Origin of the sequence: Pseudomonas sp. FSL W5-0203 (genome assembly GCF_001896155.1) — a bacterium.
Lineage (GTDB): Bacteria > Pseudomonadota > Gammaproteobacteria > Pseudomonadales > Pseudomonadaceae > Aquipseudomonas > Aquipseudomonas paracarnis.
The window spans coordinates 233,274-254,983 of record NZ_MPOR01000004.1 but is presented as its reverse complement, the minus strand read 5'-3'; the positions used below and the strand labels follow the sequence as shown (position 1 = coordinate 254,983).

Genomic DNA, 21,710 nt, shown 5'->3' with positions numbered 1-21,710 from the left:
TATCATGGCGGCTGTGCGTGGGGCACTTTCGGGTGCGCCGGGTTCCTTGATTCCTGGTCTGCTAACCCGCGTACGGTCGCCACCCTTTTCGTTTAGCAGCGATGTCTGGCGACTCCACTAATCAAGGAGTTTCAGCCATGAAAAAAATCACCCCCAATCCCCCAACCACCCTCTTCACCCTCGCCGAAAACATCCACCCCGAAACCCTGCTAATCCAAGCCAGCGAAACCCTCGCTTCCCTCAACGCCATGACCACCGACCTGGCTTTCGAACTTGAAGGCGCGTACCGCCACAAGTTGCTGGCCGCCCAACAATTGATCGTTCTGGGTGAGCTACTGGTAGAACGCGTCTTGAACACCCAACCATTCACCAGCCAGACGCCACAACCCTAAAACACGCAAAAGGGCGAGACGCCTCACCGCATCTCGCCCGCTGGCATCCCCTCACACTTCCCATTACCCTGACGGCCTTTATCAGACAACCGGAAGTCAGATACCCGTGTTCAAGCCCTTCGCCGTCATCGCCCTTGCCTTCATCCCTTCATTCGCCACCGCTGCCGAGCTGGCCGGGGTTTGGCAAGGCACCTTGGGCAAATCCGCTATCACCGTCTGTTTCAACGGCGCCGACGGGGAGCATGGCAGTTATTACTACCAGCGCATTCGTACCCCGATTCAACTGACCCAGGCCAACGACAATGCCCCGTGGGTGGAGGAAGGAAACACCGGTTTCTGGGCCCTGCAAAACCCTCAGGGCGATGCCCTCTCGGGTGCCTGGCGCAAAACAGATGGCGGCACGCCGCTGCCACTGGCCCTGCGCCGCATTGGCACGGACGGCTGCGGCAGCGATGCCTATAACGCGCCCATGGAAGCCGCGCCGCTGCCGATCAAGACTGAGAAGAAGACTTTCCACAACCACACCTACCAGCTCAAGACCCAAGGCCCCCGCGTCACGCTCAAGCTGGAGGGCGATAGCCCGGCGGTGCAGAAGATCAACCAGCAGCTCGCCGCCCTGGCCGTCAATGACGAAGATCTAACCGACTATTTTTATGAACGGCGTGAATACCTGGGTCGAAACGGTTCGGTCTATACCAGTGAAATCGAGGTTGAGCCTGCCTATTGGTCATCGCAATTTCTCACCGTGCGGTTCTACCGCTGGGCCGCAGGCCAAGGCGCCATGGGCATCAGTTGGGGCCTGCACTCCTGGAACCTGCAAACCGGCGAGAGTGTGGACCCATGGGCCTGGCTCGGCGGCCATCAGCAATGGCATGACGCCTACTCCGGCCATTTGAAGCTGCCGGCCGCCTTCAGCACTTGGCTGGCCAAGCAAACCACCACCGACGAGGGCTGCCCGGCGATCACCGATTATTCCAACTTTCACCTCAGCTTCAACACCCAGGGCCTGCAACTCTCGACACCGGCCAATGGTGACGGTTGCGACAACGACTTGGCCTTCACCTGGGAGCAGTTGGAGCCGGTGCTGACCGCACAAGGCAAAGCGGCAGTGCCCAGTTTGAAACTCCCTTGATTCGCCGGAGAAAAACCCTACGGCCGTTCACCAAAGGTTAAGAATCGCACTCGTATACTCCCTGACTACCCATGACCGGTCGCCCGATCGGTCTCATGCCTCGGTAGCCAGACTCCATGACGCGCCCCGCTCCCCTGCTGCTCTTGCTTGCTGCTCTGTTGTTCTTCTTCGCCCTCGGCAACCACGAGCTGCAAGGCTCTACCGAAGCCCGGGTGTCCGGGATCGCCATGGCGATGCACCTGGACAATGACTGGGTGGTGCCGCGCCTGTTTCGTGAACCCTTCTTGGAAAAACCGCCCCTGAGCCTATGGCTGGATGCCGGGGCGATTCGTTTGTTTGGCGCCAGCACCGGGGCGGTGCGCCTGGCGTCGGCGTTTGCCGGGTTGTTCAGTGTGATGCTGTTGTACGGGATGTTGCGTCGGTTCGGGCGGCCGCAGGCGCTGGCGTTCAGTGCCGCGTTGATCCTGGCGACCATGGCCAGTTACTGGGGCAATGTGCGGGGTGTGGGTGAGGATTCGTTGCTCAGCCTCGGTGTCACGGCTGCCCTGCTGGGGTTTTACCAGGCTGTGCGGCCTGAGCGTGAAGGTTCAAGTACTTGGGCCTGGGCGTTGTTTACCGCCGGGATGGTCATCGCTACGTTGAGCAAGGGTGTGTTGGGCCTGGCGATGCCGGGCATTGTGATTTTCGTGTACCTGTTCAGCACCAGCCTGATGGATAAACGCCTGCGGCTGGGCGATTGGCTCAAGCCGGCGCTGTTCACGCTGTTGGCGTTGGTGCCGCTGCTGATCTGGCTGGGGTTTCTGTTTCAGCGCGGTGGGATGCAGGCGGTGGGTGAGGTGTTATGGACCAATAGCGTCGGGCGCTTCAGTGGTTCGTTCGTCGAGGCCGGGCATTACGAGCCGTTTTACTATTATCTCGCGAAACTGCCCGAGGCCTTCCTGCCCTGGAACATCCTGGTGTACCTGGGCCTGTGGCACTTCCGCAAAAGCCTGGTGCGTAACCGCTATCGGTTGTTTTTCAGTGTGTGGCTGGTGGCGCAGTTCACTCTGCTGACCTTGGCTTCCAGCAAACGCACGGTGTACTTGATGGCGCTGACGCCAGCCGCTGCGGTGCTGGCCGCCGAATATGCGCGGGTGTTGCTGGAGTGGGCCAAGGACCATAAGCCGGGGCTGTACCGTTTTCATCGGCGCATTATCGGTGGGGTTTTCGCCCTGGCCATCGCCTGCTACCTGAGCGCAGCGTTCTGGTTTGCACCCAAAGCCGATGTGCGCCATTCATTCGTACCCGTGATCAGCCAGATCCAGACCCTGCAAGACGAAGGCAGGACGGTGGCGATGTACCAACCCAACGAGCGCATCGACGGGGCCAGCGTGTTCTACCTACAGGCCTACTTGCCAATCCTGAACACCGAAGCCGAACTGCGCGCCTTCCTCAGCGCCAAGCCCGGCAACGTGGCGTTGACGGACCACACCGACCGGCTGAAAGAGCCGGTCACGGTGATCAAGCAAATGGCAGTCAACCGCCAGCCTTACTACTTCGTGGAGCAGTAAGGCCGGCGCGGGGTATCAATGCTTGGTGAGTTTGTCCAGGTAGCCCATGGCAAACGCCGAGACCACGAACGTCATGTGGATGATCACGTACCACATCAGGTGCTGTGGATCGACGTTCTTGGCGTCCATGAAGATCCGCAGCAGGTGGATGGAGGAAATCGCCACGATGGAGGCCGCCACTTTCATCTTCAGCGACGAAGAGTCCATGGTGCCCAGCCAGTTGAGCTTTTCTTTGTTTTCGTCGATATCCAGCTGCGAGACGAAGTTCTCGTAGCCGGAAATCATCACCATCACCAGCAAGCCACCGACCAGGGCCATGTCGATCAACGACAGCAGCAGCAGGATCACTTCGGCTTCCAACATGGTGAAGATGTTGGGAATCACGTGAATGATTTCCTGGAAGAATTTCAGCGCCAGGACCAGCAAGCCCAGGGACAGGCCCAGGTAGATCGGCGCCAGCAGCCAACGCGAGGCGTACATCGTATTTTCGATAAAGCGTTCCATTGAATCTCACACAGCTTGGCTAAAAATGGCGCCGAGTATACCAGCCGCCCCCTGGCCCCTGTCACCGCGAGAAAACTGACCCAAGTGGCATCTGTAAGAGAATTTTTCTGCTAGTGTCGAGGCCATTCACTCGGCTCGATGATGTCGGACAGGAAAACTCAGATGATGGATGTGCGATCCCCTTTGGCCACTCTCGGCCTGTGCGCGGCGTTGCTGATAGCCAGCGGCTGCTCCCCCAAAGAAGAGCAGAAGCAGGCGACCCTCGAAGAGAAAACCACGAAGTTCGAACAGTCCCTGGACAGTATTCAGGACCCCAAGCTGCGCGATGCCATCGCCGACCTTGGCGGCTCGCTGCTGTTGCTGGAACGTGCGCGCGCCAAGCTCGCCAGCAAGCCCATCGAAGCCGAATACGGCGAAGACAGCCTGGCCCTGCTCAAGCATTACCCTACGCCCCAAGCGCTGGTGGACACCTACATCAATGGCCTGTTCGTGCTGCGCAAAACCTCGCACTCCGACTACCTGACGGATTTGCAGCCGGTCTTCCCGTTCAACTTCAACGCCCCGGACCAGTTCCCGTTCCCCCATGGCCTGGAATGGCAGTCGGTCACCCTGAGCAACAATAAAGTCATTCCCTTCCAGCCGGAATGGTCAGAAACCGACCCCGGCATCCAACTGAGCCCCAGCAGTTCCAACCTGACCAACCCCGACGACCTGACGGTGACCTACCCGTTTATTGAAGGGATCGAGACGGAAAACAAGAGCCAGCCACAACCCATCAGCCTCAAGGGCGCGGTGGAAGTGATCACCCCGGGCAAGGTGCTGACGTTCGACCTGACCAAACAAGACGTGGGCCATAAACGCACCGACGGCAATATCACCCTCAACCTGCTGACGCTGGAAAAGAACTACGCCGAGATTGAACTGACCAACAGCCAGCCCCTGGCCGCCGAAGTCGGCGATGCGTCACCCAATCCGCTGCTGGTGCAGGCACGGGACAGCACCGGGCAATTTCTGACCCGCTCAGGCTCGATCAACGAGAGTGCCGCGCAAGTGGCGTTCTATGAAAAACAACTGGCCGAGATGCAAAAACAGACCGCGTGGTCCGATGCCTTCGATAAACAGCTCACCGACGCGCAAAAAGCCTTCGAGCGCCAGCAGACCAGCCATTACGCCAAGGTGTATTTCAACGGGCTGATCGATAACCTGCAGGTGAATGTGCTGGATTTCTCCAAGGCCACGCTCACCCGTAAAGACCTGGACCTGCCGGTGATGCGCTTTGACAGGAACAGCCTGCAAAAGACCGTACAGCCCCTGCCAATGCCGGTCACGGTGTATGACGACGGCGCCGCCAGTTGGCTCAAAGATGCCTCGATGACGGAGGACCAGCTGAAAAACAGCGTCACCATCAGCCAATCGACCGAAGACGCCAGTGCCGCAAAAATCGTGTTCGACCACCCGTTCACCTTCAATGACGACCTGGTCGGTGCCGAGCGCAACAACAGTGACGCGCCTATCACCTTCTTCACCGCCGACGACAAGGGCGAGCGCGGCGAGCCTATCGAGCTGCCGACCGAGGCGTTCGAGCTGAACGCCGTCAGCGGCACGCTCACCTACGACCTCAACCTGTTCCCGGAAACCCCGGCGTTTGTGGTGGGCTCGGTACCGTTGTTTTTGGCCACCATCGAGAAGGCCACGATTGACGCCGCCAAGCTGCCCAAGGGCCTGTCGCTCAAGGACAACGCGCTGATCGTCGACCAGAAGGACTTCCCCGCCGACAGCTGGCGCTTCTACGCCAAGGATGCCAGCGGCAATTACCTCAAGGAGATCCTCGGCGTCAGCCACCGCGCCGAGGAATACGGCACGGCGATGTTTGACGTGCATTACTTCTACGGCCAGCCGACCACGCTGGAAAGTTACCAGCGCACCGACCTCAGCACCGTGCAGTACGGCTTTGAGGTGAAGCTGGACAAGCCTGAGAGCAAATAGCCCTGGGTGGACGCGGAGCGTCCGGGGCGGCGTTACCACGCGGAGCGTGGGAACGATCCTCAGAGGGCTAGCCGCTCCTGGCCGCCATTGAGTTGGCGCAGATGAGCCTGCAGGTGCAGGCACCAGATCTGCGGCTCGTCCATTTGCTCGTAGCCGTGCAAGGTCAGGCTATCAACGATGGTGCCCAGCATGCGTTCTGCCACGAAGGGCCCATGGAACGGGCCCTGGGATTTGACAGTGGAAGGCTGCTCGCCCGACATGCCGGCGGCAAACAACAGCGTCCACATCCCGTTATCCCCGGCGAGAGGGCGAATGGAGCATTCGATACGGGTGACCAGGCCCAGGCACTGGCGAGTAAGGCAAAGGTTGCGCGACATGGCGGCGCCCCTCGGTAGATCGGTGTTCAGCCCCAGCGCAAGGCGAGGCTGTTTCTATCCTGCGACTCCTGTGGATATCCCTGATTCTGAGAATAGAAGAAAAACACGACAAACCAAGGTTGTAGGGACCAACGGGCGTTGGTCCCCGAGAATGGAGTCAATTTTGTGGCACGCTAAACGCGCCCCAAAACACCACGGACCACTGTGGGAGCTGGCTTGCCTGCGATGACAGACTCATAGCCAACCTCCCAGTTGGCTGATACACCGCTATCGCAGGCAAGCCAGCTCCCACCTTGACCGAGTGATGACAGCAATCAGGTCGGCTTGGCTTCGGCCAATGCCTGCTGCGCCAGCTCCTTTTCCGCCTCCTTCAAATCTTCCTCACTGATCATCTCGGCAATCGCGCGCAGGCGCTCCACCACCCGCGCATTCACGGTGCCTTCCGGGAACTGCCCCTCGGCGTCCGGCTCACCGGCATCCTCGCCCACCAGCAGGCTCAAGGCCTCATCCGCCTGGCGCACCGCATAAATATGAAATTGCCCGGCACGCACGGCCTGCAACACCTTCTCGTCGAGCATCAGCGTGGCCACGTTGGCTTGAGGGATGATCGCCCCCTGCTCACCGGTCAGCCCGCGAGCTTCGCAAAGGCGGAAGAAGCCTTCGATCTTCTCGTTGACCCCGCCCACCGCCTGCACTTCACCAAACTGGTTGATCGAGCCGGTAATGGCAAAACATTGCTTGAGCGGTGTCTTGGACAAGGCCGAGATCAAGGTGCACGCCTCGCCCAGGGACGCACTGTCGCCGTCCACATACCCGTAGGACTGCTCCAGGGCAATACTGGCGGAGATGGCCAACGGGAATTCCTGGGCATAGCGGCTGCCCAGGTAACCGGTGAGGATCATCACGCCCTTGGAATGAATCGGCTGGCCGAGGTTAACTTCGCGCTCGATGTCGACAATACCGCTACCACCTGGGTACACCGTGGCGGAAATCCGCGCCGGCACTCCGAATGCCGAGTCGCCGACCTCCAGCACCGTCAAGCCGTTGCACTTGCCCACAGCGGCGCCGGCGGTGTCGATGAGGATGACGCCGGCGAGCATGTCGTCGAGAATCCGCGCCGACACGCGGCCGGTGCGCGTGGCCTTGGCCTTGAGGGCGCGCTCGATATGCCCGGCATCGGTCATTTCGTCGCCGGCCAGGTGGCGAATAAAGTCCGCCTCGCTCACCAGCTGGAACAAATCACCAATACGCGCCGACAAGCGCCCCTGATGTTCGGCCAGGCGTGCGCTGTAGGTCGCCAGGCGCGCCACCGCGTCCGAAGTCAGCGGCGCCATGCCTTCTTCCGAGGTACGGGTTTTGAGCAACTGGGCGAACTGCTCCAGGCTCTCGTCGACCATGGGGATGTCTTCGTCGAAGTCCACCAATACGCGGAACATCTCCTGGAAGTCCGGGTCGGCGTCCTGCAAGGCGTAATACAACTGGCGCGAGCCGATGATGATCACCTTGACCTGCAAGGGAATCATCTGCGGGTTGAGGGTCACGGTGGCCAGGCGGCCCAGTTCGCCCAGGGGCGATTCCATCTTCAGCTTGCGCGATTGCAGGGAGCGCTTGAGCGCATCCCACACAAACGGCTCGCTGAGCATTTTTTCGGCTTCCAGGATCAGGAAACCGCCGTTGGCGCGGTGCAACGCACCTGGACGCAACTGGCGATAGGTGGTGTAGAGCGCGCCCTGGTCGGTGCTGTATTCGATACGGCCGAACAGGTTGTCGTAGGTCGGGTGCGGTTCAAACACCACCGGCGCGCCACCGTTGACCGAGTGGCCCACCACCAGGCTCGGGCAGTATTGTTCCTCAAGTAGCTTGCGCGCCTGGGCGTCGGTCTTGGCGTCGTCCACCAATTGCTCCACCACGGTTTTGAGCAGGTACACCTGCATGGCCTGCAGGTAGCCACAGACGCCGGCGTTTTCTGCGTATTTTTCCGACAACGGCGCCAGCAAAGGCTGCAGCGCCAGGGTGATGGTTTCTTCGTTGAACTGGCGCAGCTGGTTGTTGGACTCGCGTTTCCACTGCGGCAGGCTGGCCAGCTCTTCGTTGAGGCGCTCTTCCAGCTCGGAGATATCGGTGTGGAAGCGCTCGCGATCGGCTTCCGGCAGTTGCGAAAACTCGGCTTCGTCCAGCGCCTTGCCGTCGAGCATCGGCGTGAAGGCGATGTTGGAGCTGTCGCGGTACAGCGCCACGTCTTTTTCCAGGGCCAGACGCTCGATCACGTCCAGCGCTTTGTCGTAGCGCTGGTTGAACGCCCGGTCGATGGCGCTTTTACGCTGTTGATAAGTTGGGTGCTCGAACACCGCCGGGAAGGTGGCGACCAGGTTGTCGACCAGGGCGTTGATATCGGCGATAAACGCCGCGGCGGCGCCACCCGGTAATTCCAGGGCGCGGGGCTCGCGGGGCTCATCGAAATTATTCACATAAACCCAGTCCGCCGGGGTTTGCAGGCGCTTGCCTTCGGCTTTGAGGTAGCGTTTGACGAACGAAAAGCGGCCGGTGCCCGGCTCACCCATGACAAACACGTTGTAACCGGGGCGTGGCATGGCCACGCCGAACTGCAAGGCTTCAACCGCACGTTCCTGGCCAAGCACACCGCGAAAGGGCTCCAAATCATTGGTGGTCGAGAAGCTGAACTGTTCAGCGGAGAAAGGGCGAGTCAGCGCTTCGGGCGCTAGACGCAAGCTGGCAGCAACAGGATCAGGCATCGGGCTTCCTTACATCAGGCGGGGCAGATGGGGCATTCTGGCTCCCGGTTGAGCGCTCTGGCAAGGCGCGCTTTCGGGAAAGCATAGCCACCGCACGCGTCCTGCAAAAAAATCGCCCGCCACTGAATGTTTATAAAAAAACACGGAACCCTAGGAACGTGCCTAAACTCCAAACTGCGCGGGTTGGACTAATAACTGGCCCCTAGGGTGCGTTGAGCACCTGAACCCTTGTCCATTGGTTTGCACACAAAGAGAACAAAGCTATGAAACGGATCCTTCTTGGTACTCTCTTCACCGTCGTCTCCCTCAATGCAATGGCAGAAGCACCAGGTGGCCCGAACTGCGGTTGGGGCAACATGTTGTTCGAAGGCCAGCGCGGTACTCCGGCCCACTTCCTCGCCTCCACCACCAACGGTACTTCGGGTAACGCCACCTTCGGCATGACCTCGGGCACCAACGGTTGCAGCACCAACAGCGCCCTGACCTACGGCGGCAAGTCCTGGATTGCCATGAATGGCATGATGAACGAGCTGTCCGAAGACATGGCCAAAGGCAACGGCGAAGCGCTGACCACCTACGCGGTGGTACTGGGTGTTGCGCCGGAAGATCGCGATCACTTCGCGGCCGTGACCCACGAGCACTTCCAGCAGATCTTCAGCAAGGCTGACGTGACCGCTGACGACGTGCACAACAACACCATTGCCGTACTGAAAAGCGATGCCCGTCTGGCGAAATACGCAACCCAGGCTTAAGCTCGACCTGCCCGCGCCTTTCGAGGCGCGGGTTTTATTTTTTCGACCCGCCCACCTTGGGTCTTTTTTTCCGTCCGACTTAAGTAGCCTCCATGCTCAAACGCCTCGCTTGCCTGGCTCTCTTCGCCTGCGCCCCGCTGCATGCGGCACCGCACCTCGACGATCAACGTTTGCAGCAACTGGCCAATGATCCGTTCTGGCTGTCGCTGGGGCACTACGAAGCCGGCAAAGTCAGTGGCTGGCGCAGCTACGTCAGCGACAAGAAATTCTTCCTCGCTCCCGATGGCGCACACCATCCGGACGCCGAACTCAAGGCCACCGTTGATGCGCTGTATGCACCGGCCAGCCTGGGTGAAAAGCACGCCCAGTGCGTTTACCCCGCCCGTACACGCTGGCTCAAGGCGCAGTTGCAACTGAACGACCTGCCCGCCCTGGAGTGCAAAGAGTTCACCCAATGGTTCAAGGACGTCGCGCCCCATAGCGCAGTGATGATCTTCCCGGCGGCCTACCTCAACAGCCCGTCGTCGATGTTCGGCCACACCCTGCTGCGCATCGACCAGGCCGACGTGCAAAGCAACAACACCGCGCTGCTCAGCTATGCGATCAACTTCGGCGCCTATATCGAAGGCTCCGACAACAGCATCCTCTATGCCTGGAAGGGCCTGATGGGCGGTTATCCGGGCCTGTTCGCCCTGGTGCCCTATCAGGAGAAACTCTCGGAATACCGCAGCCTCGAAAACCGCGATTTGTGGGAATACCGCCTGAACCTCACCGAGGTCGAGACCAAGCGTATGGTCGAGCACGTGTGGGAGCTCAAGCAGATCCAGTTCGATTACTTCTTCTTCGACGAAAACTGCTCCTACCGCCTGCTCGAACTGCTGCAAGTGGCCCGCCCTGGCCTGCGTTTGACTGAGCAATTCCCACTCACCGCGATCCCTACCGACACGGTCAAAGCGGTAAAAGATGCAGGGCTGGTGGAGAAGATCGACTATCGCCCCTCCCGTGAACGTGAACTGCTGGAACGCGCCAAGCCACTCGATAGCGATGAGCAACAGTGGGTGCTGAAAATCAGCGACGACCAAAAGCAACTGCAGGAACCGGCATTCAAAGCACTGCCCCGCGAGCGCCAGGCACTGATCGTGGATGCTGCTTACCGCCTGGGCCGCTACCGCGCCAATGGCCTGGAGCGCGACGCGACACGCTCCCAGCGCAGCTTCGAACTGCTGCGCGCGATCAACCAGAACCCGGCACCAGACCTGAAAATCACCCCGCCTGGCCTGCCGGAAAACGGCCACGAATCGCGCACCTGGCAAGCCGGCATCGGCACCCGTGGCGACAAAGCCTTCGGTGAATACGGCCTGCGCATGGCCTACCACGACCTCAACGACAACGCCGAAGGCTTCCCCCTGGGCGCGCAGATCGAAATCCTGCAAATGAAATTGCGCCAGTACGAGGGCAATCACTGGCAGCTCCAGCAACTGGACCTGGCCACCATCCGCTCGCTGACGCCACGCAATGCGCTGCTGCAACCTTGGTCGTGGCAAGTTACCGGCGGCCTGGAGCGGGTGCCGGGCAAACACGACGACGAAACCCTGGTCGCCCACGTCAACGGCGGCGCCGGTGGCACCTGGCAACTCTCCGACGACATGCTCGGCTTCGCCCTCGGCACCGTGCGCGTGGAGCACAACAACGACTTCAGCGAAGCCATCTCCCCGGCCGCTGGCTTCAACACCGGCGTGCTGTGGAAAAACCCGTTGGGCAACCTGAGCCTGGAAGCCAAGGGCGATTTCTTCACCAACGGCGAAGTGCGGCGCAGCATCAGCCTCAACCAGCAATGGGAACTGTCGCGCAACCTGGGCCTGCGCCTGAGTGCCCAGCGTGAGTACAGCCACCTGTCCACGCCAGTGAATGAAGTGATGCTTGAGCTGAAGTGGTACCACTACTGATTAATGAGTGCGGGCTTGCTCGCGATATACGGTATATCAGCCAAGGTTTAAGTGACTGACGCACCGCCATCGCAGGCAAGCCAGCTCCCACAGGTTTTATACTCGGCCCACAACTTTCTGACCCGCCTTTCACACCCCCCCAACAAATCCCCTTCTAGACTTCCCTTATCAGCCGTAAAACGGCCAGGGAGTACGCCATGTGGCGGTATGCGGTCATGCTGTGCGCGGTGGTGGGGTTGTCGGGTTGCCAGTCAACCCATCAGGAATTGCTGGCCAAAGGTTACCCACCCGCCTTCGCCGATGGCTTCGACGACGGTTGCAGCAGCGGTCGCCAGGCCGCTGGGGTGATTACCGGGGCGTTTCGCAAGAATGTGCCGCGCTACCTCAAAGACCGGCCATACGCCGAAGGTTGGGAAGATGGGTTTCGTCAGTGCAAGGCCATGCGCGAGAGCCAGGAACTGCGCGATTACGAGGAAAACCGCAGGGACGACCGCGAGCGCGATTGGCAGCAGGAAAAAGATCGTGACGCCGCCAAAGCCTATCGCTCACGCTGATCGTTCCCACGCTCCGCGTGGGAATGCCGCCCTGGACGCTCCGCGTCCGCTCGCGAGGTCGTGACGCGGAGCGTCACAGGATGCATTCCCACGCGGAGCGTGGGAACGATCAGCCCGCGAACGTGGCCCAACTTCCATAGGAAGGAGAACGCCATGAGCCGAGCTTTTGTAAATGAAGATAACGCGGCGGCCCAGGCTGATCAGCCGGTGGAGCGCCAGGTCAGCGCGCAACCTAACCGCCTGACCGCGCAAGGGTTGGCGCAATTGCAGGCCAGGGTGGCACAGTTGCAAGGGGAGCACAGCGACGAAGCCGCCAAGGGTGAGCAGGCCGATAAACAGCGCCAGGCGGATCTTGAGCGGGACCTGCGCTACTTCAACCAACGAGTGCAGAGTGCCCAGGTAGTCGCGCCGGCCACGTCCACCGACAAGGTGCAGATCGGCAGTTGGGTCACGTTCGCCAACGAACAGGACGAACAGCAGCGCATCCAGTTGGTCGGTGAAGACCAGGCCGATGCCAACGCAGGCTTGATCAATTGGGGCTCGCCCCTGGGCCGTGCTTTGTTGGGCGCCCAGGTGGGCGACGAGGTGCTGTGGCAGCGCCCCGTCGGCGATCAGTTGATCGAAGTGTTACGCGTCGAACCCGAGATTTAAACGATGCCTTGGGCCAGCATCGCGTCAGCCACTTTCACGAAGCCCGCGATGTTCGCGCCCTTGACGTAGTTGATACGGCCGTTTTCTTCACCGTAATGCACGCAGGCATGGTGGATCGACTGCATGATGTTGTGCAGCTTGCTGTCCACTTCCCCGGCGGTCCACAGCAGGCGCATGGCGTTCTGCGACATTTCCAGACCGCTCACCGCCACACCACCGGCATTGGACGCCTTGCCCGGCGCAAACAGAATGCCCGCGTCGATAAAGATATCCACAGCCTCCAACGTGGTCGGCATGTTCGCGCCTTCGGCCACGCAGAGGCAGCCGTTGCGCAGCAAGGTGCGCGCAGCGTCGGCGTCGAGTTCGTTCTGGGTGGCACAGGGCAGCGCGATATCGCAGGCCAGTTCCCAAGGCGCCTGGCCTTTGCGGAACTCCAGGCCGAAACGTGTGGCCAGTTCACTGATACGCCCGCGCTGTACGTTTTTCAGTTCCAGCAGGGCCGACCATTGTTCTTCGGTCAAGCCGCTTTCGGCGTACAGGGTGCCTTCGGAGTCCGACAGGGAAATCACCTTGCCGCCCAGGTCCATGACCTTGCGCGCCGCGTACTGCGCCACGTTGCCAGAGCCGGACACCGCCACACGCTTGCCTTCGACGCGCTGGCCTTGGCGTTTGAGCATTTCCTCGGCGAAATACACACAGCCGAAACCGGTGGCTTCCGGACGGATCAAGCTGCCGCCGTAGGTCATGCCCTTGCCGGTCAGCACTGAGGTGAATTGGTTACTCAGGCGTTTGTACTGGCCGAACAGGAAGCCGATTTCCCGTGCGCCCACACCGATATCACCGGCCGGTACGTCCACGTCCGCACCGATATGGCGGTACAGCTCGCTCATGAACGCCTGGCAAAAGCGCATCACTTCGGCGTCGCTCTTGCCCTTGGGGTCGAAGTCCGAGCCGCCTTTGCCGCCGCCCATGGGCAGCGAGGTCAGGGAGTTCTTGAAGGTCTGTTCGAAGGCGAGGAACTTCAGCACACCCAGGTTGACCGACGGGTGGAAGCGCAAGCCACCTTTGTAGGGCCCAATGGCGCTGTTCATCTGGATACGGAAACCGCGATTGACCTGGACCTTGCCGTGGTCATCCACCCACGACACCCGGAACGTGATCGCGCGCTCCGGCTCGCAGATGCGCTCCAGGATGCCCGAGCTCAGATAGTGCGGGTTGGCTTCAAGAAAGGGCCACAGGCTGCGCAGGACTTCTTCTACAGCCTGGTGGAATTCCGGTTGGTCCGGGTCGCGTTTCTTGAGGCGGGCAAGGAAGGAATCGACGGATTCGGTCATGAAAAGTCTCGGCAAATTGATTGTTGTTAAACGGAGATTGAGCCGGACTTTATCAATTCGTTTCGCACCGCGACAGGGCAAAATGTCGCCTTTGTGAAATCAAATGGTGCAATAAGTATAAATAACTGCCTTCTTTTGCCCTTAAATGGGGATTTCACTCTGAGTTTTGCACCAACAGGTAGGCCGTTATCGCAGGCAAGCCAGCTCCCACATTGGATCGAGTACACCGGTCATGTGGGAGCTGGCTTGCCCGCGATAGCGGCGGTGCAGTTACAGATGCAGCGACTGACCCACCGCTTTCGCGAGCAAGCCCGCACAGCATTTGCCCACAGACCCGCGCATGTCTCTAGCGCGTACCGGGCACCAGGTCGAGTATCTCGTCAATGCCCAGGCAACGTGGCTCCAGCTCCAGCGTCCTGCCATTGGCGAGGATTCCGACGGCGGTGTCGCGCATGGCCAGGTAGGCACTGCGCAACATGTGATTGGCATAAATCACCGCGTTGAAACCTGCTCGCTCCAGCACCTCGAACTTCAGGTGAACATAGCTGGTCGGCACGCAAATCAGCGGTACCCTGGGCCGCTGCAGGCGAAACTGCCGGGCGAATTCCAGGATTTCCAGGCCATCCTGCTTGCGGCTGTGGATCATGATGCCATCCGCCCCCGCATCGACATACGCCAGGCACCGCGCCATCGCCTCTTCCATGGCGCGATTCAGAATCAAGCTTTCACACCGGGCAATCATCATCAGCCCTGAGCCGGTGCGACTCGTGCACCCGGCCTGGAGCTTGGCGCAAAAGGCCTCGATGGACTCCTGCGCCTGATCGACCTCGATGCCCAAGAGTGAATTCTTCTTCAGGCCGCATTTGTCTTCGATCACCACCGCCGAGACGCCTGCGCGCTCCAGCATCTTGATATGAATCGCGAAATGTTCGGCCTTACCGCCGGTATCGGCATCGAATATCAGCGGCAGCGAGCACACATCGAAGATTTCGCGAATCCCCGGCAATCGGTTACTGGGCGAAAGAATTTCGATGTCGGGTAACCCGCGCTGGGTCGAGTCGGTCAGCGAACTCGACCAGATGGCGTCGTACCCCACCGTATGCCCTGGGCTGATTTCCAGCCTGGCGCGCTGCGCGAGCAACGCCGATATCGGGCTATGGGCTTCGAGTACACGCAGGCAACGGTTGCTATCCAATAGCGCCGACAGAGGGCGTCGGCGCGCTTCGGTATCCATCATAGGGTTCAGGCTCCTTATCAGCGGCACAACAAGGGTTATCGGACAGCCTCAATCCCAGGCGGGCTGTTCGCACTTGAGCACCGACGCCATCTTTTGCAGATGTTCGCAGGCCCTGGCCACGTACTCCCTGGAGAGCCGCGCGATACGCGCGTAATCCACGGCCTGCCCGGTGGCGCTGGCATACAGCCGCAACGCCTCAGCGGCATGCTTGAAGTGGCGTGCTTCCACGCTGCCGCAATGCACGCTGAGAAAACTTGCAACGCGGCTGGCCTCACCGGCGCTATAGCCCCGTACATCGCGCAACCACTGCTTCCATAGCGGGGTCATCAGGTTGTATTCGCCGGTATTGAACAACTCCGTCATGGCCATCATTTCCAGCGCTTCGATGAGTTGCGGCGCCAATGGGCGTTTTTTCCCCACCCAACCGGAGAACTCTTTGGTAATCGGGTTGAGGAATTTGTCTTGCAGGCGCCAATCATCGGAGCCGCAGATGGCCGAAGCCATGCGGTAATACAGCTTGGAATGGTGCGGATGCCCATGCATTTCACCCAGCCCGATGTCCTCGACAATGATCTCCCCACAATGGGCCGCCGCTTCGAGCATTTTCAACCGGGCGTCATCCGTCAACGATGCCGACTCCTGGAGGATGCGCACGATGACGCTCGAGACGGCATGGGCGGCGCCGTCCGGGCTACGCCAGCCACAGAAGAACGTACACAGTGACGACTCGCTCCAATTACTGGAGGTCATGTCGACATAGGTCTCGCAGTACGTGTCCAGCGCGGCGGTTTGACTGTTGAAACCGCTGAGCAGGGCTTGGGCAAGATGTCCATCCTCGACATCCACCAGCGCCTGATTCACGTACCCGATCAATTGGCGGCTCAGATTTTCCACGGCTCATATCCTTTTAAGGTGGGGTTAATGCGCAACGATTTCTGACATGAAACGACTAAAGCGTGTGAGGCCCTCAATCAGCGCTTCACGCTCAACGGCGTAGGAGATGCGGATGCTGTTTTCGTCGCCACAGCCAGAGCCGGGCACTACCGCGATATGGGCCTCGGTCAATAACAGATCGGCCAAGTGGTCGACGTCACGAATAACGGTGCCCAGGTAGCGGCCCCCCAACTTGCGGGACACATCGATAAACAGATAGAACGCCCCTTCCGGCGGGGCGCACCGAATGCCGTCGACATGCCCCAGGCAGGTGCAGGCCACGAGCAATTGCTGGTCGAGGAAGGCATTGATCTGGCGGGTAAAGTGCGGCGCGTCCGCCATCAGGCTGCCGAGCGCGGCATATTGGGACAGGCTGCTGGGGTTGGACGTCGTATGCCCTTGCAGGTTGTGCATGGCGGCGATGACTGGGGCGGGCGCGCACGCATACCCTACCCGCCAGCCGGTGACCGCGTGACTCTTGGAAAACGAATCGACCAGTACCGTCTGATGTTTGAGCGGCGCAAACAGCGACACGATGTTGTGATGTTCATGGGGCGCACGCACCAGTTTGCGGTAACACTCGTCGAACACCACCCAAAGCCTGTGTGCGAAGGCGAGCCGGGCAATACCCAGCAGTTCTTCGCGCTGATAAACCGTGCCCGTCGGATTGTTCGGGGTGTTGATCACAATCATCCGGGTGCGCGGGGTCAGGGCCTTCTGGACCGCTGCGCAGGTGAGGCGATAGTCATCCGCAGCCGTGTCGACATAGACGGGAACGCCACCGGCCAGTTGGATCTGGGTGGGGAAGGTTTCCCAGTACGGCACCGCGACGATGACTTCATCCCCCGGATTGAGCAGCACCATCGCGGCGTTATACAGCGCCTGCTTGGCACCAGCGGTCACCGCTATTTCATCGGCGGCGTAATTCACCCCGCAACGCTGAGTGACCTGCTGCGCCAGCGCGTGGCGAAGCTGGGGCAGGCCGATGGGCGGCGTATAGCGGTTGCGGGCAGTGGCGAGCGCATCGGCCGCGGCGGCTTTCATCACCGGGCAGGCATCGAAGGACAATTCGCCCGCGGCAAAGTTGACCACGTTGACGCCGGCTTCTTTCAAGGCATTGGCTTTACTGCGCATGCTGGATGTGCCGGGTGCGCTAAGACGTTGCGCACGCTGGGACAACGGCAATGACACGGCAGACGGTTCACTGTTATTCATTGTTATACCTGCCAGAACACGTTGGAACGTTCGTTCGCCCTACCGGGCTTGGGCCTCCAGCCCTTGCTGAACCCGCCAGGACAGCGGCAAGGTCAGCAACAGGGTGGCGGCCAGCAACAGGACGGCCATGGGCACACCGGTGGCATCCCCAAGGCTGCCGAACAGCACCGGCGCCAAGGCGCCGCCACCGATGGTGCCGGTGTAGAACACGGCGAACGCCTGGTCGCGCCTGCCCGGCCCTGCCAGGTCCGGGACTGCGCCGTACAGCACCGACGACGTGCCGTTCAGCGCCAGCCCCAGCAGCGGCAACATCACCATCAAGCCGGCGTAGGGCAAGTACACCGCCATGACGATCAACACGGCCGTGGTGAACTCCGTGGCCCATACCGTTTTCATCATGCCGATGCGCGCACCGAGGTAACCGCACAACAATTTGCCGAAGGCGCCCCCCACGAACAGCATGGTCAGCGCCAGGCCGATGCCCGCAGGCCCGGCGCCCTTGGCCTTGAGCAAAAACGGCAGAAACGTGAGGAAACCCATGCGCACGGCGCTGTCCAGCGTGCCGGTCACGATCAGCGCACGCAGGCCGCTCGCAGAGCCGGCGCCGCCGCCCGTACGGGTGGCTTTCAGCGGCGCCGCCGTCGCCTCGGTGCGTGCCGGGATCAGCCACCACAACAGGCCTGCCGCCAGCAGCCCGAGTACACCCAGCAGGGTGACACTGGCGCGCCAACTGATGACCGCCAGCAACAGGCCGATCAGCCCCGGGATCAGGGTCTTGCCGATATCGCCGCTGAAGTTGTACTGCGACAGCGCTTGTTTGACGCCCCCGCCGGCCTCGTGCGTATCGGTGATCAACGACGAGGCCAGCGGGTGCTGCGTACTCGCGCCGAGCCCGCCCAGCAGCAGCGCGAATAACAACACGCCCAGCCCACCGGCCTGGCCGGCCAGCAGGTAGGCCAGGCCCGCCAACGCCGTGCCACCTACCAGCAAGCGTTCACGCCCCCAGCGCGCGGCAGCCCGGCTGGCCAGTAACTGAAAACCGGCCATCATGCCCGCATAGGCACCGCGCAACAGGCCGATCTGGGCGTAGCTGAGGCCGAACTGCGCTTGCCAGATCGGCAACAGCACATAAATCACATCGGTCAGCCCGTCGTGCACGGCATGCGCGCCGCAGCCGGCCACCAGAGCGCGGCGACGCACGCTGACCGGGTCAGGCGGCGACAACGATGGCGTTGCGGTCTGCTTCAGGGTGTTCATCTGGGTCAGAGGCTCTCAGGCAAAACGCCGGGTTAACCCAGCAACTGCGCACAGTCGCTCATCACACTGGCTTTACGCTGCAGGTATTGGGCGAAAATGTCGCGTGCCGTGGCGGGGTCCACTTCAATCTGCATGGCAGTGGTGAACTCATTCACCGCCGCCACCGCATGGGCGAAATGGTTGCTCTCGGTACCGCCGGTGTGCACCGTGACCCAGGCCACCGTCGCACGGGATTTCTCCGGCGGCACGCCCATGTCCCGCACGAACCACTGCGAGTACAACGGGTGGATGAATTCCACTTCGCCATGGGTGTACACCTCGTGGATCAACGTGGTCAGCAACCCCTGCAGCAGGTCGCGATCACGCAGGCGGCGGGTGTCGGTCCAGTCCTTGAACGCCTGTGCCGAGGGCAGGCAATTGTCCTTCAATATCCACTGGTCATCACCGCACAGCGCGGTGGCCATGGTGTAGAACAGGTCTGCGTGCAAGGTGTTGCCCAACGCGCCCAGATCTTCATCGGTGATGCGTTGCAGGCTGCCGCAGGCGCGGTACAACTGCGCCGCGGCGGCGGAGCCTTCATCGGAGCGCGCCAGCAAGGTAATGCGGTTGGCCAGGCCGGACACACTGGCTGCCGAATTATTGGTCTTGGACCAACTGGCGAAGAACTTGCGCAGTACCGCCGGCGAATGCCGACGCGAGGTGAGTCGCGCAAAAGCGTCTTCGATATCCACCAGCGCGTCTTCCTGAGCCCAGAAGGCTTCGAACAGCGCGTGACGCAAGGCACCGGCCGGCATGTCGTTCAATACCGGTTCGATGAGCTTCAACAACTGGCTGCGCTTGATCACGGTGTTAGTCATGTTCACCTCTCATAGTCCTTTATTGGATGAAAAATCAGGCTGGTTTGCCGCGCTGTCCGGCGATCAGGGCCTGGGGCTTTACCGGTTTCCAGCCCAGCAGGGCAATCGCCAGCGACAACAGCTGAAAACCTGCGACCAACGCCACGCAGCCCGGCCAGCCCCATTGATTCCAGAGCATGGCCGGGGCCACGGCGCCGGCGCTGCCGCCCAGGTAATAACCGGTCAGGTACAGCCCCACGGCGCCGGACTTGTCCGGGCCCGCCGTGGTGGCGATATACGCATTGGCGGATGCCTGTGCCAGGAATACGCCGGTGGAGCTCAGGGCCAGCCCCAGCACGATCAGCCACAGGGACGGCAACAATGTCAGCGCCGAGCCACAGGTGCCGAGCGCCACAGCGCCGGTCAGTAACTGCGATTGTGGTCGCGATTTGCTCAAGCGCCCCGCAACAGGAATGACCACCAGCGCCAGCAGGAACACCGCATACAAAGTGCCCAAGGCTGCAGCGCCCAGGTTGAACGGGGCCTGGCTGAGATACAGCCCGGCATAGGTAAAGGTTGCGACTTGGGAGAACAGCACGCAGAAACCGACGCCATAGGCCGCCAGCAAGGGTTTGCGCAGGAGCCGGCGCACCCCGTGCATGCCCACGGCCGCAACGCCGGGCCGCGCCACCGGATTGGCCGGCAACAGCCACACAATCAGCAGGCCGACCAGCAGGCTGATCACCGCCAACAGTTCGAAGGCTTCGCGCCAGCCCACATATTGGGTCATGACACCCGAGACAAAGCGCCCGGCAAACCCACCGAGCACCGTCCCCGCGACGTACAAACTGGTGATCTCGGTAACGCTGGCCGCGCGCCAGCGATCGCCGATGTAGGCCACGCTGGTGGCGAACACCACGGGAATCAACATCCCTTCGACAAAACGCCACACCAGCAGCTCGGCAAAACTGTCCACATAGGCCGTCAGCAGCGTCGGTAGCGCCAGCAGCAATGCAGCCACGGCAATCACCGTGCGCTGCTCGAAACGGCCGGTCAGGCGCCCGACAAACGGCGCGGTCAACGCCACGGCCAACGTGGTCACCGTGATGCTCCACCCTGCCTGTCGGGCACTCACCTGGAAGCTTTCGGCAAACGCAGGCAGGATGCTCTGTGTCGCATAAAGATTCAGAAACGCCGCACAGCCACACAGGAACACGGCGAAGCGGGCGTGATGCATGCGCGGGTTCATGTGGCCTCTCGTCTTATAGTCGAGGATGTTTATAGAATACCCAGCGCAGGGAACACCAATACCGAATTCGGACCGATCAATACCCAGGAAACAGAATGCTTGATCTACGCAAGTTACGGTACTTCCTGACGGTCGCCGAAGAGCTGCACTTCGGCCGCGCAGCCCAGCGCCTGCACCTTGCCCAGCCGCCCCTGACGCGGCAGATTTCGGCCCTGGAAACCGAGCTTGGCTTTCGCCTGTTCGACCGCACCAGTCGCACGGTCACACTGACCGCCCAAGGCCAGCACTTTTTGCCGTATGCCCGCGCAGCGCTGGAGCACGCCAGGCTTGCACAAGACATCGCCGCCAAGCTGGCTGCCGGCTCGACCGGCCAACTGGTCGTAGGCTATGCCAGCTCGATCGCGTTGTCGGAACTCTTCAGCCAAACCCTGCAAGCCTTCGCCCAGCGTTTTCCCGATGTGCAACTGACCCTGGTGGAAAGCGCTTCCGGTAGCCTGCACACGCACGTGCTAGACGGGCGCATCGACGTCGGCATGAGCCGCCTGCTGCCGGAGGCCGGGCAAACCGGCGTCGAGGCTTTGTCCTTGGGGCAAGAACCGCTGGTGGCGGCGCTTTGCAGCGACAACCCGCTGGCGGACCAGGACGAAGTCACCCTCGCCCAGCTCAGTGAGTACCCGTTGATTCTGTTCCCCAGCGACTACGGTTCGGGCCTCAACGGCTCCATCGAGCACCTGTATCAACGCCGCGGCCTGGCGCTGCGCCCGGGCCCTGCGGGGCGCCAGATCACCTCGATCATCGCCCTGGTGGCGGCAGGCCAAGGTGTCTCGCTCGTGCCCCAGTGCACCCGCACCCTGGCCAGGGAAGGCGTGGTCTACCGCCCCTTGGCAGACCCCGAAGCCTGGGTACACCTGCTGATACTCACGCGCTCACCGTCACGCTCATTGTTGGTCGAGGCGTTTATGGGGGTGGTCGAAGAATTGCTGCGCAGCCGCCCAGCGCTGGCGCCCACGACGCTTCCGGCATAACGCGGGCAAAAAAATACCCCTGCGTGA

General features: G+C 61.2%; 19 protein-coding genes. 9 read left to right on the top strand and 10 right to left on the bottom strand.

The features are described 5' to 3' along the window. Positions 1 to 137 precede the first annotated feature (137 nt). From BOP96_RS06580 to BOP96_RS06570, 3 genes are all read left to right on the top strand, one after another. Positions 138 to 392, top strand: a complete 255-nt coding sequence (locus BOP96_RS06580) for a DUF6124 family protein (protein ID WP_073452143.1) — start codon at positions 138 to 140, stop codon at positions 390 to 392. Between the two features lie 106 nt (positions 393 to 498). Further along, positions 499 to 1,524 (top strand): hypothetical protein, encoded by a 1,026-nt coding sequence (locus BOP96_RS06575; protein WP_073452141.1) that lies wholly within the window; start codon positions 499 to 501, stop codon positions 1,522 to 1,524. Between the two features lie 116 nt (positions 1,525 to 1,640). Then, positions 1,641 to 3,074, top strand: a complete 1,434-nt coding sequence (locus tag BOP96_RS06570) for an ArnT family glycosyltransferase (protein ID WP_073452139.1) — start codon at positions 1,641 to 1,643, stop codon at positions 3,072 to 3,074. A 15-nt stretch (positions 3,075 to 3,089) separates the two neighbouring features. Here the strand turns inward: BOP96_RS06570 and BOP96_RS06565 are convergent, their stop codons facing one another. Beyond that, positions 3,090 to 3,578 (bottom strand): TIGR00645 family protein, encoded by a 489-nt coding sequence (locus BOP96_RS06565; protein WP_014719996.1) that lies wholly within the window; start codon positions 3,576 to 3,578, stop codon positions 3,090 to 3,092. A 162-nt stretch (positions 3,579 to 3,740) separates the two neighbouring features. Between BOP96_RS06565 and BOP96_RS06560 the strand changes: the two genes are divergently transcribed. Continuing rightward, complete coding sequence (locus BOP96_RS06560; protein ID WP_083609830.1) at positions 3,741 to 5,564, top strand: hypothetical protein; 1,824 nt, start codon at positions 3,741 to 3,743, stop codon at positions 5,562 to 5,564. A gap of 59 nt (positions 5,565 to 5,623) precedes the next feature. Here the strand turns inward: BOP96_RS06560 and BOP96_RS06555 are convergent, their stop codons facing one another. Next, positions 5,624 to 5,941, bottom strand: a complete 318-nt coding sequence (locus BOP96_RS06555; RefSeq protein WP_003194269.1) for a PA4575 family protein — start codon at positions 5,939 to 5,941, stop codon at positions 5,624 to 5,626. 314 nt (positions 5,942 to 6,255) lie between these two features. Continuing rightward, positions 6,256 to 8,694: a Lon protease family protein gene (locus BOP96_RS06550; RefSeq protein WP_003194272.1), complete on the bottom strand. Its 2,439-nt coding sequence runs from the start codon at positions 8,692 to 8,694 to the stop codon at positions 6,256 to 6,258. A gap of 263 nt (positions 8,695 to 8,957) precedes the next feature. On the opposite strand from BOP96_RS06550, the gene BOP96_RS06545 reads away from it, so the two are divergent. The 4 genes from BOP96_RS06545 to BOP96_RS06530 all read left to right on the top strand — a co-directional run bounded on the left by BOP96_RS06545 (position 8,958) and on the right by BOP96_RS06530 (position 12,597). Then, the gene (locus tag BOP96_RS06545; RefSeq protein WP_003194274.1) at positions 8,958 to 9,446 is read left to right on the top strand and encodes a DUF3015 domain-containing protein; all 489 of its coding nucleotides are present in this window, start codon (positions 8,958 to 8,960) and stop codon (positions 9,444 to 9,446) included. Between the two features lie 92 nt (positions 9,447 to 9,538). Continuing rightward, the gene (locus BOP96_RS06540) at positions 9,539 to 11,392 is read left to right on the top strand and encodes an Lnb N-terminal periplasmic domain-containing protein (protein ID WP_072448318.1); all 1,854 of its coding nucleotides are present in this window, start codon (positions 9,539 to 9,541) and stop codon (positions 11,390 to 11,392) included. 197 nt (positions 11,393 to 11,589) lie between these two features. After that, complete coding sequence (locus BOP96_RS06535; RefSeq protein WP_019818009.1) at positions 11,590 to 11,946, top strand: hypothetical protein; 357 nt, start codon at positions 11,590 to 11,592, stop codon at positions 11,944 to 11,946. A 153-nt stretch (positions 11,947 to 12,099) separates the two neighbouring features. Then, positions 12,100 to 12,597 (top strand): GreA/GreB family elongation factor, encoded by a 498-nt coding sequence (locus tag BOP96_RS06530; RefSeq protein WP_019818010.1) that lies wholly within the window; start codon positions 12,100 to 12,102, stop codon positions 12,595 to 12,597. Here the strand turns inward: BOP96_RS06530 and gdhA are convergent. From gdhA to BOP96_RS06495, 7 genes are all read right to left on the bottom strand, one after another. After that, positions 12,594 to 13,931 (bottom strand): NADP-specific glutamate dehydrogenase, encoded by a 1,338-nt coding sequence (gene gdhA / locus BOP96_RS06525; RefSeq protein ID WP_073452137.1) that lies wholly within the window; start codon positions 13,929 to 13,931, stop codon positions 12,594 to 12,596. The genes BOP96_RS06530 and gdhA overlap by 4 nt on opposite strands. Before the next feature lie 346 nt (positions 13,932 to 14,277). Continuing rightward, on the bottom strand, positions 14,278 to 15,168 hold the full coding sequence (aepX, locus tag BOP96_RS06520) for a phosphoenolpyruvate mutase (RefSeq protein ID WP_073452135.1): 891 nt from the start codon (positions 15,166 to 15,168) through the stop codon (positions 14,278 to 14,280). Between the two features lie 48 nt (positions 15,169 to 15,216). Then, positions 15,217 to 16,062, bottom strand: coding sequence for a hypothetical protein (locus BOP96_RS06515; protein WP_073452133.1), 846 nt, complete (start codon positions 16,060 to 16,062; stop codon positions 15,217 to 15,219). Between the two features lie 24 nt (positions 16,063 to 16,086). Then, positions 16,087 to 17,316 (bottom strand): pyridoxal phosphate-dependent aminotransferase, encoded by a 1,230-nt coding sequence (locus tag BOP96_RS06510; RefSeq protein WP_073452131.1) that lies wholly within the window; start codon positions 17,314 to 17,316, stop codon positions 16,087 to 16,089. 39 nt (positions 17,317 to 17,355) lie between these two features. Further along, entirely contained in the window at positions 17,356 to 18,573 is a 1,218-nt protein-coding gene (locus BOP96_RS06505) for an MFS transporter (protein WP_073452129.1), read from the bottom strand. 32 nt (positions 18,574 to 18,605) lie between these two features. Then, positions 18,606 to 19,430, bottom strand: a complete 825-nt coding sequence (locus tag BOP96_RS06500) for a hypothetical protein (RefSeq protein WP_019818016.1) — start codon at positions 19,428 to 19,430, stop codon at positions 18,606 to 18,608. A 34-nt stretch (positions 19,431 to 19,464) separates the two neighbouring features. After that, positions 19,465 to 20,658 carry an MFS transporter gene (locus BOP96_RS06495; protein ID WP_060768006.1) on the bottom strand — a complete coding sequence of 398 codons (1,194 nt, stop codon included), beginning with the start codon at positions 20,656 to 20,658 and terminating at the stop codon, positions 19,465 to 19,467. Positions 20,659 to 20,753: 95 nt separating this feature from the next. On the opposite strand from BOP96_RS06495, the gene BOP96_RS06490 reads away from it, so the two are divergent. Then, positions 20,754 to 21,683 carry a LysR family transcriptional regulator gene (locus BOP96_RS06490; protein WP_073452127.1) on the top strand — a complete coding sequence of 310 codons (930 nt, stop codon included), beginning with the start codon at positions 20,754 to 20,756 and terminating at the stop codon, positions 21,681 to 21,683. Positions 21,684 to 21,710 lie beyond the last annotated feature (27 nt).

Excerpts from the sequence above, each read along its gene's own strand:
- BOP96_RS06580 (WP_073452143.1), top strand. The coding sequence starts at position 138 with ATGAAAAAAATCACCCCCAATCCCCCAACCACCCTCTTCACCCTCGCC.
- BOP96_RS06570 (WP_073452139.1), top strand. The coding sequence starts at position 1,641 with ATGACGCGCCCCGCTCCCCTGCTGCTCTTGCTTGCTGCTCTGTTGTTC.
- BOP96_RS06565 (WP_014719996.1), bottom strand. The coding sequence starts at position 3,578 with ATGGAACGCTTTATCGAAAATACGATGTACGCCTCGCGTTGGCTGCTG.
- BOP96_RS06560 (WP_083609830.1), top strand. The coding sequence starts at position 3,741 with ATGATGGATGTGCGATCCCCTTTGGCCACTCTCGGCCTGTGCGCGGCG.
- BOP96_RS06555 (WP_003194269.1), bottom strand. The coding sequence starts at position 5,941 with ATGTCGCGCAACCTTTGCCTTACTCGCCAGTGCCTGGGCCTGGTCACC.
- BOP96_RS06550 (WP_003194272.1), bottom strand. The coding sequence starts at position 8,694 with ATGCCTGATCCTGTTGCTGCCAGCTTGCGTCTAGCGCCCGAAGCGCTG.
- BOP96_RS06545 (WP_003194274.1), top strand. The coding sequence starts at position 8,958 with ATGAAACGGATCCTTCTTGGTACTCTCTTCACCGTCGTCTCCCTCAAT.
- BOP96_RS06540 (WP_072448318.1), top strand. The coding sequence starts at position 9,539 with ATGCTCAAACGCCTCGCTTGCCTGGCTCTCTTCGCCTGCGCCCCGCTG.
- BOP96_RS06535 (WP_019818009.1), top strand. The coding sequence starts at position 11,590 with ATGTGGCGGTATGCGGTCATGCTGTGCGCGGTGGTGGGGTTGTCGGGT.
- BOP96_RS06530 (WP_019818010.1), top strand. The coding sequence starts at position 12,100 with ATGAGCCGAGCTTTTGTAAATGAAGATAACGCGGCGGCCCAGGCTGAT.
- gdhA (WP_073452137.1), bottom strand. The coding sequence starts at position 13,931 with ATGACCGAATCCGTCGATTCCTTCCTTGCCCGCCTCAAGAAACGCGAC.
- aepX (WP_073452135.1), bottom strand. The coding sequence starts at position 15,168 with ATGATGGATACCGAAGCGCGCCGACGCCCTCTGTCGGCGCTATTGGAT.
- BOP96_RS06510 (WP_073452131.1), bottom strand. The coding sequence starts at position 17,316 with ATGAATAACAGTGAACCGTCTGCCGTGTCATTGCCGTTGTCCCAGCGT.
- BOP96_RS06505 (WP_073452129.1), bottom strand. The coding sequence starts at position 18,573 with ATGAACACCCTGAAGCAGACCGCAACGCCATCGTTGTCGCCGCCTGAC.
- BOP96_RS06500 (WP_019818016.1), bottom strand. The coding sequence starts at position 19,430 with ATGACTAACACCGTGATCAAGCGCAGCCAGTTGTTGAAGCTCATCGAA.
- BOP96_RS06495 (WP_060768006.1), bottom strand. The coding sequence starts at position 20,658 with ATGAACCCGCGCATGCATCACGCCCGCTTCGCCGTGTTCCTGTGTGGC.
- BOP96_RS06490 (WP_073452127.1), top strand. The coding sequence starts at position 20,754 with ATGCTTGATCTACGCAAGTTACGGTACTTCCTGACGGTCGCCGAAGAG.